The following is a 13,961-nucleotide window of genomic DNA, read 5'->3' as shown; positions in this document are numbered from 1 at the left end:
ATAGAAATCACGCCTGAGCAGCATCAGAACTTAAAAGCCGCAGCTGCCTTACAAGGCAAGAGTATCAAAAGCTATGTGCTTGAACGGGCACTACCTAATGCAGACGAGCAAGCCGCCTTACAAAAGCTTGAGGCGTATCTAGCGCCGCGTGTTGCCGCCGCTAAAGCAGGTAAAATTTCGAGCAAGTCTGTCGATGACATTTTTGATGAAGAAATAGCGAAAGCCAAATAAAATAATGCCCTTGTATGACATTACGGATGATGCTGAAGCCGATATTCGCGAGATTGTTGGCTATACCCTTGAGAACTGGGGCGTTGCACAAACAAACATCTATAGAAAAGCCATAAAAGACACTTTTGAGCTTATCGGGCGCAAAAGTGTCGTAATTCGTAAATTTTCAGATACGTTTCCTGATTTACTCGTCACAAAATGCCAGCATCACTATATCTTTTATCTTAATGAGGGCCATTGGGCCGGCAATTAACCTCAGTCTTGGCATAAATCGGCTTGGAGAGTTGGAAAGTCATTCATATCATCCATGACCCGAATAAGTTGCTCAGTACCATCGGGGTTACGCTTCATAATTCGACCACCTTTGGCATAGGTGAAGCCTACACCTTGGCTTAAAGCTTTTTCTCGCGCAGAGCGAGAAGCATGACGACCAATTTTCGCCAATGTCGTAAAATCAATTAGCGGATCTTGGCGTTTTGCTACAGAAACTTTTCTTACTAGCTGGCCCATTGATTTCTCCTTCAATTGATAAAGCTATTTTATCTATCGAACACATGAGTAGCAACCTAAGGGTTAGTGTACTGTACCCAATGAACGCGCGCACGATCTTTTCACTTTTCAACGGTCGTTCGTCCGCCATTGAGCAACTGATAAATAGAAGGAAGCCAGCCGGGTTTACGTCGGTAATAGTTTGTTTAAACGCAGCTAAATAACTTTATTATAGTGCCGTTTGCTTTCTCGCATGTGCATAGAGTGACATTCTACCCCGGCAGGACAATCCGCTGGCCTGCTCAAGGTATGCGCTGTTTTGCTGAGTTTTCTGAAGCTTAGATCCAGTTATACGCGCACTGTTGGAATTAAAATGATTGCATCATTATGATTTCATGTTATGCTGAACAATAGTTATACACTCAGTGGCAAGCCATGGCAGATTTCAGCACCATTACATTAACTCAGCAAAAACGGCTCGCGTTTATCGATTTTTGTCTGGAATTCTTCGGGCAAGTGGCCAGAGCGGACCTGGTTGGCCATTTTCAAACGGGGATCGCCTCCGCCACCCGTGATTTAACGTTGTATAAATCACTGGCACCAGACAACCTGGTGCTAAGGCATCAAACCAAGCTCTATTACCGTACCGCCGAATTTTCACCGTTGTTTCCGCATCACGCGGAAGAAGTGCTGTTCAGGTTGGCAAACAAAGACGCAGATAAATTTAAGTTACCGCAGCGACCCAGTGATGTATGCGTTGAAGCGGTGCGTCTTATTCATGCTTCATCATCGACTATTGCGCCGCTGTTACGGGCCATCATGCATAAAAAAGCCATACACTGCCGCTACGTGTCGCTGTCTTCCGGCATAACGGAACGGGAACTAGTGCCCCATTCACTCATTAATAACGGTTATCGCTGGCACGTACGCTGCTACGACAGAAGCAATCAGGCATTCAGGGATTTTGTCAGTAATCGTTTTTTAGACATCAATTTACTGGACGCGCAGCCGCTGAATACAGAGTCGGTGCTCAGTGATACGGCCTGGAATAATGTCATCCCTTTGGACTTAATACCGCATCCGGGAGTTAAGCATAAGCAAGCCATCGAACTTGATTACAACATGACGAACGGCAGCTTAACCGTTCAAACCCGCGAAGCGTTGCTGGGCTATTTAACCCAGGCATGGCGAGTGGATTGCTCGGCAAATTACAGGCTCGATCCAATGCAATTCCCACTGGCGCTGGCGAATAAAGAGGTGCTGAAAAACATGGATGTGAGTCCGTTGCTACCGGGAGTTACGCAATGAAAGCCGATTTCAGCGTAGAGTTTTTGGAGCAATTTAAAGAACAAAGTGTCGCTTTGCGTTTGCTGCGCGCCCAACACTTTCCATTGATGACGAGTTTTTTTCATAGTGCGTTTATTCGCCATAATCGCCGGGCGGTGCCGTATCAGGAGCTCATCGCGATGCTCGATTATCACCTAAACGATATAGCAGAAGTGTATGGCGAGCAAAAATACCCGAAAACGGCACGCGCCTATATTGATGATTGGATCAATCAAAAGCCCGGCTATTTACGCAAATACCTGCCGCACAACAGTGACGAGCCAGAGTGCGATTTATTACCCGATGTCGAAAAGGCATTGCATTGGGTTGAAGAGTTGCAAGGGCGCCAATTTGTCGGCACGGAATCGCGCCTAAAACTACTCATCGATTTAATTGGGGAGCTGGTGCAGGGCACCACCGACGATAAATCATTGCAACTAGAGGCCTTACAGCAGAAAAAAGCGGCAATCGAACAGCAAATCGAGGCGGTAAAACAAGGCACCAGTCTTGGGCTTGACGATACGGAGGTACGGGAAAGGCTGTATCTGGTGTCGGATATCTCGCGTAAATTACTCGGCGATTTCCGGCAGGTAGAGGCGAATTTTCGCCTTCTGGATAAAGACACCCGTAAGAAGATCACCTTGGGCGGAAGTCATAAAGGGCGAGTGCTGGATATCGTGTTTGCCGATCAGGACGTGATAAACAGTTCCGATGAGGGGAAGTCCTTTATTGCATTTTTTGAGTTGTTAATGACCCAGCAAATGCGCGACTCGTTAAGACAAAACTTAAAGCAGATCATGCACCACCAATTGGGGCACGAGTTTGTCAGTAGTGACGAATTGCTCCAGCATTTATACAGTTATTTGCTGGAGGCCGGTGACAAAGTTAATCGCACCAAGCAGCAAATCACCGAACAACTGCGCCGCTACATCGAGGAGCAGTCTCAGGATAACCGGCGTATCCTTGAACTTATTCGTGACTTTGAAGCCGCGGCACATCAGGCGAATACGCCAGGTACCTCCGTGTCTGTGCAGCACCAGTTTGCCGAGATTGCCGGTATTCAGGCGGCTATTTATCCGCATCTTAGCCGCAGTTTATTTGTTCCTAAAGTTCCTGAACAATTGGACTCTGACCTGGTAGAGAGCGCGCAGGACGCCGATGTGGATTTAAGCAACTTGTTTGAAGTCAGCCATATTGACGAGTTGCAGTTACAACGGCAGATCTTTACTAGTCTGGACAAATACCACGGACAGGTAACCCTGGGTAGTGTGCTTGAGGACTACCCCGTGCAATACGGCCTCGATGAAGTACTCAGCTACATTAAATTAGCCTGTGAAGAGGTTGTGCCTGCCAGTATCGATACCCAACAACCGCAACATGTTAGCTGGCAGAGTGAGCCGGGCGTTAGCCGCACCCTGTCGGTACCCACTATTACGTTTATTCGGGATACGTCATCATGAACGAACAAGCATCTGCAGAAGCCTTGACTGCGCAGCATCATGCGGCATTGAAGGTCCGGCTGCTCAAAGGGCCGGTTTACCGGGCAAAACATCGCGACCTGTGGGATGTGCTGGAGCGTGATCAGGCGCTTATCCGCAGTTATTTTGACCAGATCGGTTTGTCGTTGCGACTCGATGATGCAGAAGGGTATGCATTTTTACAACAGCGTGAGGTTGATACCGAAGAAGAGCAAACAGAGATCCCCTCGCTTATTACCCGTCGCCAACTGAGCTTTGGGCAAACCTTGCTGCTGATATTTTTACGCAAGCGCCTGGCCGAACACGATAGTGAAGAGAGCAGTCCGCGTCTTATTGTTGAGCGTCAGGAAATATGGCAGTGGCTCGCCCCTCATTTCCCGGATGCCAGTAACGAAGTAAAGCAGCACAAAGAGTTTGATGCGCTGATTAAAAAGATCACCCAAATGGGCTTTTTGAATCAGTTACCCAATCACAAAAATGATTTTGAAGTCCAGCGTATCCTCAAAGCCTTTGTGACAGCAGAGCAAATTGTCCGGTACACGGAATTATTCGATATCCATAGCAAAGAGGAAGCCAGTGATGAGCAGTGACACGTTAACGGAGACCGCTGCGCCAATACACAGCGATCCTCGCCCTGTATCACAAGCAACGCAGCGGCAGGGTTTTCGTTTAACCCGGTTTGAGGTATTAAACTGGGGGACCTTTGATAGGCAGATCTGGCACCTGGACAATAGTGGCGACAATTGCCTGCTCACCGGCAATATCGGTAGCGGTAAATCAACGTTGGTCGATGGCCTGACAACGTTGCTGGTTCCGCCCAGAAAGCTGGCGTTTAATAAGGCTGCGGGTGCTGAAAACAAAGAGCGTTCGCTGGAGTCGTACTTTTACGGCTATTATACGTCACAGCAGGATGAGTCGGGTAAAGCCCGTGCGGTCGGTTTGCGTAGCAAGGGAAATCACTATTCGGTACTGCTGGCACAATTTCACTCCGTGGCACTGCAACAAACAATAACGCTGGCGCAGATCTTCTGGCTCAAACCTGGCGAAAACAAAGTGAAACGCTTGTTCGTTGTTGTTCCGGAGGCGCTCGACATTGCCACCCACTTCAGCGACTTTGGTACGCAAATTAAGGCGTTGCGTAAACGCTTGCAAAAAATGCCCGAGCTCACTCTGGTTGAGAGTTTTAATCAATATCAACAAACCTTCAGTAAGTGGTTGGGGTTAGGTACCGATGGCAAGGCGCTGGAGTTGTTTAATCAAACTATTTCCATGAAATCAGTCGGCTCTGTGACCGACTTTGTGCGCCAGAATATGCTTGAACAGCCCGATGTGGAGGGGCAAATTCAGGAACTGGAGCGCAATTATGAATCATTAAAGCGACTTCACGACGCGGTGGTCGCGGCTCGTGAAAAAATTACCTTACTTCAACCGATTGATAAACATGGCCGGCAGGCGAAAGAGGCGGCGCAGGAAAAACAACACTTTGCGTTCTGCCGTGATTACGTAGACAGCTTTATGGCCGAGAAAGCGGTTGTACTGTATGAAAAGCGGATTGTCCGCCAGCAAGGTGAGCTTGAAAAACTGGCCATTGATGAACAGCAGTTGCAAAGTCAGAAACGTCGCCTTAATCAAACGGTAAGTCAGCTCAGAAGCGATATCGATCAAAACGGTGGGGGCCGGTTGCAGCAACTGCAAGATAAAATTAAAGGCTTAGATGAAGCAAGAAACCAAAGTAAGCGTTTGTGTGATAACTATCTCGCACTGGTTAAGCCGCTTGGGCTGCCCGAAGCGCTAACAGCAGATAACTATGTCAGCAATATACGTGAATCGCATTCTTTGTTTGAACAACATCAACAGCAACTCGAAAATATTGAGAGCCGGCAAGACGATTACAAATTGCAAAATCACCAGTTGCAACAGCAACAACAGGCGGTGCAGCAAGAGCTGGAAGCGCTACGCCATCGTAAATCCAATATTCCGGTACGCCAGTTAAACATCCGCGAGCGACTGTGTGAACATCTTAAGGTAGAGGAAAGGCGGTTACCCTTTGTCGGTGAGTTGGTGCAGGTAAAACAGAGCCAGACTCAATGGCAGGGCGCCATTGAGCGGGTGTTGCACAACTTTGCACTGTCGTTGGTGGTGCCGGATTCGCTGTACGCTGATGTGAGTGATTTTGTTGAAAACACCCATCTGGGTACGCGATTGGTGTATTACCGTGTAAAAAGTACCGAGAATTACTATCCGCAATCGCCGCAGCCGGACTCCCTGCTGGCAAAAATAGAAATCAAGCGCGACAGTGAGCACTTTCAATGGCTGCATCGCGAGTTACAGCAGCGTTTTGACTATCAGTGCTGCGAGTCAATGACTGACTTTCGTCGGAGTGAAAAAGCCATTAGTTTGCAGGGGCAGGTGAAGTCAGGTCGTTTTCGTCACGAGAAAGACGATCGCCACAGCTTGCATGACAAAAGCCGCTTTGTACTTGGCTGGAGTAACCAGGCAAAGCTCGACCTGCTGGCCGCCCAAATACGTGCACTGCAAACTGATGCCGCGGCCATGGCAACCACGTTAGCGCAATGCGCCAGCCAGCGTCGCGATATTGAAGAATTGCGTCGTCAGGCCAAAAATCTCAGCGACTTTAACTTAACCTTTGAGCAAATCAACTGGTCACAGTTTGCCAATCAGTTGGAAGTCGCCAGGCAAGAAATACGGGTCCTGGAACAAAGCTCCGATGTATTGCGGGAATTACAACAACAGTTTCAGCACGCACAAACCGAATTAACCCAGGTGGAAGAAGCGTTTCGAGCGCACTATCAACAACTGGGTAAACTTGAGACTAAGCTGGAAGACGATCATAAGATCCTGGCTGAAAAGACAGCCGAGTGTAACGCGGTATCCGAACAGGTAAAGCAGCGTTGTTACCCGGATCTGTCCGCCTTGTATGAAAAGCATGGTGCGGCGCAATTGCGCATCGACATGCTGGCGAACCAATGCTCGGTGTTACGCACCAAACTGAATGAAAAAATCCAGCATCTTGAGGAGAAACGCAGTAAGCGGGAAAAGCAGATGCTCACCGCCATGAAAGATTTTGCTTTCCGTTTTCCTAACGATGTAACCGAACTGGACGTTAGTGAGCAGTCACTGTCTGAATATCAGCAGATGCTGAAAACACTGCAGGATGAAGACTTACCCCGCCATGAAACCCGTTTTAAAGAAATGCTTAATCAGGACACCATTCGTTCGATGGCGCTGTTTCGCAGCTATCTGGATAAGCAGGAAGAGCAAATCGATGCGCGAGTCAGTATGATCAACCGTTCATTACGGGAACTGGATTATCAGCAGGGCACCTACATCGAAATAGACAGTATTTCCTCACCGGATTTGGATATTCGTGAGTTCAAGCAGCGCCTGAAGAGTTGCGTGGAGTTTTCTACCGACGACAATTTATATTCCGAACAGAAGTTCGAGCAGGTCAAAACGCTGATTGAGCAAATGCGCCACGAGCCGACGTGGACTCAGAAAGTAGTGGATGTACGTTACTGGCAACTGTTCAATGTGGTTGAGCGATACCGTGAAGATAACAGTGAGAAAGAGTGTTATTCCGACTCAGGGGGTAAGTCCGGCGGGCAGAAAGAGAAGCTGGCGTATTCCATTTTGGCAGCGGCCATCCTGCTGCAATATCGCCTGGTGGATGACGAGACCGGCGCAAAAGCCAAACGCCGGTTTAATTTGGTGGTGATTGACGAAGCCTTTGCCCGTGGCTCAAAAGACAGTACGCGCTTTGGACTTGAATTGTTTAAAAAACTCGGACTTCAGCTGTTACTGGTAACGCCGCTACAGAAACTCGATGTCATTGAACACTACGTACAACAAGTGCACTTTGTTGATCAGCGCAGTAATCGTTCCATGGTGCTGAATATGACGATAAAAGAATATCGTGAGCGGCTCGCACAACACAAATCGCAGCAGCAATATAAAGCGCTGGTGGAAGAGGTAGAGCAAAACCCAGCGCTTAAACGTGAATAAGGGGCTGAATAGGTGCAGACAGTAAAAGCGCTGAAAGCAAAACTGCAAAAGCAATGGCAAAATCAGGTGTTCTACAAGCAGTGGCTGTGTGGCGAGTTGTCATTTCCTTTGCAGGTTTCACTCAAACGGCCGACAGACAAACAACTGCTGCACGATTTTGCCGTACTGACGGCCGCTCAACAGGCCTTTGAGCGGGAGCTTCTGCCTCATGCTGGTGTGAGTCTGCTTAAACAACAAGTCAGTTATGCCACTATGGGGCGTCAGAATGTCCCCGTTGCTGTGGTGTTTGAGTCGCCAGAAGCATTGGCCCGGTTTTGCGGTAAATGGCAGGAATGGCAGCAATTCATTGCCGATGCCAAGCGGTTGCAAGCGGGTTTGCCCCATGTGCGCATTGGCCAGCAGGTATCGATTAAACAGTTACTGAATCATGCGGGTGAGTGGGAGAAGCTTATTGCAATTGCGCACTTTTTCAGGGCGAATCCGTTACCCGGGTGTTATCTGCGCGAGCTACCCGTTGCCGGGGTAGACAGTAAATTTATAGAACACCGCAAGCAAACCGTAAAAACGCTGTTAGATGCGGTATTACCCGCAGACGCGATTAACAGCCAGTATACGCAGATGGGTGAACACGGTTTTGAAAAGCGCTTTGGTTTGCGTTTTGATGAGCCGCAGATACGCTTTCGACTGCTTGATCCACAACTGTATTATGAAGTTGGCGGGTTGAGGGATATTTCGCTACCGATTAGCCATTTTGCTCAGTTATCGTTAATGGTCGACCGTGTCTTCATAACGGAAAACCTGGTAAATGGTCTGGCGTTTCCCAATGTGAAAAATGCGCTGGTGATCTTTGGTAAAGGTTACAGTGTTCAACTGCTCAAACAGATACAGTGGTTACACCGCTGCCGGCTCTATTATTGGGGGGATGTTGATACTGACGGTTTTGCCATGCTCTCACAAATACGCGGTTATTTTAGCAACACGCAGTCGCTGTTGATGGATGAGGCGACATTGTTAGCCACCAAGCCTTTTTGGGGCGCGGAAGCGCTTAACAAACGCCAAACGCCAGAAAGCCTGCCCAACCTCATTCCCGCCGAAGCTGCACTCTATTCAAAGCTAAAAGCAGATCATTGGCAACCGCGCTTAAGGCTGGAACAAGAAAGAATTCCATTCAGTCTGTTAACCGAGCAGTTACGGCAACTAGGATGTAAGTAACAATAGTTTGGTTGTATTTGTCACGGCTATGACAGGGGATGAGAGCGCATACGTTTACTGCAATAGTGGTTAGTAACATCGGTTTAGCAAAACAAACATGGTAGGATCACTGAATGTAATGAAAGGTTTGCTAACAGTATGCTGGCGAATTGGAATGAAGGTCTACAAAGAGATAAGTAATGGCTAAGCAAGGTCACATCAACATTTGTCACGGCTATGACAGGGGATGAGAGCGCATACGTTTACTGCAATAGTGGTTAGTAACATCGGTTTAGCAAAACAAACATGGTAGGATCACTGAATGTAATGAAAGGTTTGCTAACAGTATGCTGGCGAATTGGAATGAAGGTCTACAAAGAGATAAGTAATGGCTAAGCAAGGTCACATCAACAGCAATAGTGGGTTAACGGTTGTATCAGTGAGTTCCTCAGGAAGCCAAAGCGCCCAAGCACGGGAGACGCTCGATAAACTGTGGGTAGAAGTTAACAAAAAACAGCAACGAAATGACCGTTATCAGGCTAAGCTTGAAGCGTTTATGGCGTACTTCAAGCAATCGGTTGAACCCATTGAACAGGAGGTCTGCCGGGCTAACGAGCAGTGGATCCGCCATCTAGTTTCTTTTGTGTCGCGTAAATCAATAAAGGGTAGGCAACATGAGGCCCTGCTGGATTGGATCCAGGAAGAATTAACGATACTTGAGTCGAATCCGTTTAATCCTGTGAATACCAATGACTTGAGGGACGCTTTTAATGAAGCGATAGTCACCTCAATTAAGCAGAACCCCAACTCCAGCGAGGTACCTGAGGAGCAACTCGATCATTACCGGATTGAGTTGTCGCTAATGCTTGGAGAAGAGATAGAACTCAGTGACGAAGAGTTGGTTGAGTTGATCCATGACCCGCATAAGGCAATGGCCTATTTTGAATCGGTGCTCAAACATAAAATGGAATCAGGTTACGTGGGTGATGATGAAGATATTCACGGGCAGGAGTCGCCATATTTTCATGACGAGTCAGATCAACACGATCATTCGTACCAACAACATAATCAAGACTTCCATAATACGAATGTCGATGTAGCTACTGCTTTGTTCAGCGATAAACAAATCAACAGACTCTATCGGCAGTTAGCTAAAAAGCTGCATCCTGACCGGGAACTCGACCCGGATAAGAAGGCTGAAAAAATGGGTTTGATGCAACAACTTTCACACGCCAGGGACGTTAAGGATCCGCTGGCTATATTTTTGTTAGCACAGCAGTATTTGCCAGAATATCAGTTGGAGTTAAACGACAATTTAACTGTGCAGTTAGAAACAATATTAAAAGACAAGGTTAAACAGTTAAACGCCGATTATCACGAGTTGCGACGCGGTGACGGACTGAGTGTGATAATTTGGCAGCGCTTTGGTGGTGGCACAAAGGCCGCCCGGGAAAAAGGCTTACGAGAATATCGGCAGGCGCTTGAGCAAGATGTTGAGAATCTCATGGCAAAGTGCAGGGAAATTAAAACGGTTAAAGGGTTGCAGAAGCACCTAACGGCACGACTTCAATCATTTAATTTCACGCGTGTTCCCATGTCCGAACTGCCCTTTGACGATTTTCCATTTGACCTGTTCGATTAATCAACGTTTAGTTAGGATGTTGGCTAGCTTGTTCTAGTACTGGTTGTGGCGGCAGTTTGCCCCTTTGGGTTTTTTAAGCGATACTGCCCGCCGGTTGCTAGAGTCTGTTGACCTTGGTTGTTCATTTTTACAGCGGTTCGTGCGCCACTTAGACAAAGAGGCTGTTTGAAGGTCGAGTGGGCCTAAATGAAAAACATTTAACGCAGTATGAATGGTGCACGAACGTTGCCCAAAGGGGTTATTATGGAAACCTTTTACTCTTTGTCACAGTCCTTTGACTTAGCCCACTAGGCCTGCTGGACCGTTTCGCGATTAAAATGCTTCCATTTGGACTAAAATTTGTTCATCAAACGTCAACAGCACGTTGGTATTACCGGTGACCGGATAATAACTAAACAAGGTTTGTGAATTCTTCGCGCATGTCTTTAAAAAAATATTCAATGTTGGCTATTAAGGCCGGGGTAGGACTTGTCCCCAAGCCGGTGCGTAATTTTGCCAAGAAAAACCCGGCGTTAACGTCTTTATATAGCCGTTCATTACAAAAGTCTGGTTTATTTTACGGCTTTCCGAGTAAGAAAAAACTTCAGGCACTTTACAATCAGTCGTTAGCTAAGCAAGCCAGCGACATGAATCAAATACTCGCTGATTTACCGGTACTGCACGCGAAAATTTCAGTCGCGATTATAGGTAATGATGCGCTGGGAGTATCAAAAACCCTGGCATCGTTAGTTCATCAGTCGGCTCATATTGAATCCGTTCTTGTACAGTGCACGTTGTTTAAACAGCAGACCAATACAAAAACGCTAAACATTACCGCGTTTAACCACCTGACGGATGATGTTGTAACGTCAGAGAATGTACCCTTGCTATTATTAGAGTGTGGTGATGAACTGCATCCATCAACACTGGCGTTATTGGCTCGTCAGCACATCACTGCATTACTCTATGTGGATACCGACGAAAAAAATGCAGGCAACACCTTTGAGAATGCGCGAATGTTGCCAGACTGGAATCCGGATTATCAGTTAACCTACGGGTATATCGAAACAGGCGTTGTGCTACCTGCAGATTGGAGAAAAACAATTAGCACCATAACAGCAAAGTCCATAGCTGGCCTCATTAGCGAGTGGTGGCTCAAATCGCCGGATATGGTGGTCGAGCATTTTCCTTACGCGTTAATTCACCGCCCCGATAGCAATGCTAAAAAACGTGCTCAGCTTAAAGAGATTACTCAGCTCGTTAACACTATAGACGCTCGTTCAAGGGTAGTGTCCGACAAACTCGTTAATGTTATCCAGTGGCCAATATTTAATACGCCTTTAGTCTCGCTCATCATACCCACCAAAAATGCTAAAGAACTGGTAAAAGAGTGTATCGAGTCTATTTTAACTAAGAGCACCTACCAGAACTTTGAAATACTGCTGGTGGATAATAATTCCGATGAGCCTGAATCCCTGGCTTATTTCGAGGAGCTTAATCAACACGAGAAGATCAGAGTACTAAAATACCCACATCCCTTTAACTATTCGGCTATCAATAACTTTGCTGCGCAGCAGGCCAAAGGAGAAGTGATCGGACTGATCAATAACGATATCGAAGTGATCACCCCGGACTGGCTGGAATATATGGTGGGTCATGCGTTAAGAGAAGATATTGGTTGTGTCGGAGCGAAGCTCATGTACGGCGACGACCGTATTCAGCATGCCGGAGTGGTATTGGGCTATGGCGGTGGAGCCGGGCATGCCCATAAATACTTTCCCCGATACCATCCCGGCTATATGAACCGGCTAATTGCCTCACATAATTACAGTGCAGTCACTGCCGCCTGTTTGTTGGTGAAAAAGTCGTTGTTTGATGCGGTGGGGGGATTAAACGAAACCGATCTCACTGTCGCGTTTAATGACGTAGACTTCTGCCTGCGGGTTAGAGCCCAAGGAGTTAGAAACCTCTATTGCGCTGAAGCCGAACTCTACCACCATGAGTCGGTGTCGCGAGGGCTGGATGTTAGTAAAGAGAAAATGGCCCGCTTTAACGCGGAGCTTGATTACTTAAAATCTAATTGGGCTGAGGTGATTGCCCATGATCCGGCATATAACCCTAACCTGACGCTTCGCCGTGAAAACTTCTCGATTAAAGAAAAGAGCGAACAAGAAAGTTCAATACAGTCATCCCGGGCTTGACCCGGGATCTCCTAAAAAGGTTGGCCCAGCCAAATCAGCCTTTTCATTAAAGCACTTTTGAACTCTACGATAACCAGCAAGGAGATCCCCGCCAGAAGCACGCGGGGATGACGGGTATTGATATTTGTGTTATTCCAGATTAGCGCAAGCGTTTTGCGGGAAGGCGGGAGTGAGTCCAGGATAATTAATTATCCTGCTGTACCGCCGCACTGTACTCCTCTTCGCTGGCACCACCATTAATAGCAAACCGTTTAAGGGAGTCTTCATCTACTCCGGCCTGATGCGCAGCTTCAATAATCTTGCGTACCTGTTCCCGCTGTTCACCGGATTCACGAACTGCTGTAGTCACTACCGCTTCAGCTTCGCCTGGGAATACTGCCAGTAATGCATCCACTACATACTCACCTACCAGTGGTACGGCACGAATAGCGCTGGAAAGAATGTCAACCAGTTCATTAGGATGCTCAGCAGTAAGGGTTTGTACTATAGTATCGGCAGAATCCGGCTCAGTAAGAACCGCTACCCGCACAATGTCTTTAAGCTGTTCCGGATTCGAATTTGCAGCGGCATCAACCACAAAATCCACGTAACTGGGATCAGCTTGTATCGCCAGCTGTACTATATTAGGGCAGCTACTGACTTCTTTATCTATAGCAATCTTTACAATTTTAGACGTAGCCGTAGGTTGCGAGGAAATTGCTGCATGGATGATCTCCTGGTAATTTTCCGGGTATAAATCGAGTGCAGTTGCTACGATGGTTTCAACTTCATTTGGATAGTTACTGGTAATCGAGCCAACTGCCCGACCTACAGACATCGACTGGTTTACCTGGCGCTTAATGAAAACTTGCAGCACCTTATTTTCACTTTCTTTAACAGCTGTGTCTGTAATAGCAAGCGCACAGTGGTTAGTGAGTAACATCAGCGAACCAAGGATAAAGCAACAACTACGATTCATGTTCAAACCCTACTTATAATAGTAAAGAGACTTTTTAGCTAAATTTTGAACAGCACTTTACGATTTAGTTCAACAATAGCTGACAAAATTGTCACATTGGTTACAAAGTATCCGTTCGATCACAAAATTACAAGAAATGTTAGGTATGGGTATTGACCTTTAATTATAAATCTCTAAAATGCGCCCCACTTCGAAAGGGATCGCCCTAACAGGCCAACCCGGCATAACGTGAAAGCCTTATGTGAAGCGGTATACAGCGACAATGCTTCGAAAATAAATTTTCAAAAAAGTGTTGACGCAGAAAACCAAAGGCGTATTATACGCATCCCGCTTCGGCAGGTTCTAAAAGAACGCTGAAGCAGCGAAATAAGATTTCGCACTGTTCTTTAACAATTTATAACAAGACAATCTGTGTGGGCACTCATTAAGAGTGTCAACAACGA

11 protein-coding genes are annotated in these 13,961 nt (G+C 46.9%); 9 read left to right on the top strand and 2 right to left on the bottom strand.

Annotated features, from left to right (window positions below; all coding sequences use genetic code 11):
• Window positions 1-231: type II toxin -antitoxin system TacA 1-like antitoxin (locus tag C6Y40_RS19735; RefSeq protein WP_240622032.1), on the top strand; the 231-nt coding region annotated here is incomplete at its 5' end.
• Window positions 232-241: 10 nt separating this feature from the next.
• Complete coding sequence (locus C6Y40_RS19730) at window positions 242-484, top strand: type II toxin-antitoxin system RelE/ParE family toxin (protein ID WP_170308540.1); 243 nt, start codon at window positions 242-244, stop codon at window positions 482-484.
• Window positions 485-486: 2 nt separating this feature from the next.
• Here the strand turns inward: C6Y40_RS19730 and C6Y40_RS19725 are convergent, their stop codons facing one another.
• Entirely contained in the window at window positions 487-741 is a 255-nt protein-coding gene (locus tag C6Y40_RS19725; RefSeq protein ID WP_105936113.1) for a hypothetical protein, read from the bottom strand.
• Between the two features lie 414 nt (window positions 742-1,155).
• Between C6Y40_RS19725 and C6Y40_RS19720 the strand changes: the two genes are divergently transcribed.
• The 7 genes from C6Y40_RS19720 (at window position 1,156) to C6Y40_RS19690 (ending at window position 12,560) form a co-directional block, all read left to right on the top strand.
• On the top strand, window positions 1,156-2,028 hold the full coding sequence (locus tag C6Y40_RS19720) for a WYL domain-containing protein (RefSeq protein WP_105936112.1): 873 nt from the start codon (window positions 1,156-1,158) through the stop codon (window positions 2,026-2,028).
• Entirely contained in the window at window positions 2,025-3,506 is a 1,482-nt protein-coding gene (locus tag C6Y40_RS19715) for a DUF3375 domain-containing protein (protein ID WP_105936111.1), read from the top strand. The genes C6Y40_RS19720 and C6Y40_RS19715 overlap by 4 nt, the downstream gene beginning before the upstream one ends.
• Window positions 3,503-4,114, top strand: a complete 612-nt coding sequence (locus C6Y40_RS19710; RefSeq protein ID WP_105936110.1) for a DUF4194 domain-containing protein — start codon at window positions 3,503-3,505, stop codon at window positions 4,112-4,114. The genes C6Y40_RS19715 and C6Y40_RS19710 overlap by 4 nt, the downstream gene beginning before the upstream one ends.
• A complete protein-coding gene (locus tag C6Y40_RS19705; protein ID WP_105936109.1) occupies window positions 4,104-7,547 on the top strand; it encodes an ATP-binding protein in 3,444 nt (1,147 codons plus the stop codon). Before C6Y40_RS19710 ends, C6Y40_RS19705 begins: the two co-directional genes overlap by 11 nt.
• Before the next feature lie 12 nt (window positions 7,548-7,559).
• Window positions 7,560-8,759 (top strand): Wadjet anti-phage system protein JetD domain-containing protein, encoded by a 1,200-nt coding sequence (locus tag C6Y40_RS19700; RefSeq protein WP_105936108.1) that lies wholly within the window; start codon window positions 7,560-7,562, stop codon window positions 8,757-8,759.
• Window positions 8,760-9,126: 367 nt separating this feature from the next.
• Window positions 9,127-10,380 carry a J domain-containing protein gene (locus tag C6Y40_RS19695; protein ID WP_105936107.1) on the top strand — a complete coding sequence of 418 codons (1,254 nt, stop codon included), beginning with the start codon at window positions 9,127-9,129 and terminating at the stop codon, window positions 10,378-10,380.
• A gap of 440 nt (window positions 10,381-10,820) precedes the next feature.
• Complete coding sequence (locus C6Y40_RS19690; protein WP_105936117.1) at window positions 10,821-12,560, top strand: glycosyltransferase family 2 protein; 1,740 nt, start codon at window positions 10,821-10,823, stop codon at window positions 12,558-12,560.
• A 184-nt stretch (window positions 12,561-12,744) separates the two neighbouring features.
• Here the strand turns inward: C6Y40_RS19690 and C6Y40_RS19685 are convergent, their stop codons facing one another.
• Window positions 12,745-13,482, bottom strand: a complete 738-nt coding sequence (locus tag C6Y40_RS19685) for a hypothetical protein (RefSeq protein WP_420836947.1) — start codon at window positions 13,480-13,482, stop codon at window positions 12,745-12,747.
• Between the last annotated feature and the right edge of the window lie 479 nt (window positions 13,483-13,961).

The organism is Marisediminitalea alba, assembly GCF_002993365.1.
Classification (GTDB): Bacteria; Pseudomonadota; Gammaproteobacteria; order Enterobacterales; family Alteromonadaceae; genus Alteromonas; species Alteromonas alba.
This window is presented reverse-complemented; position numbering and strand designations above follow the sequence as displayed.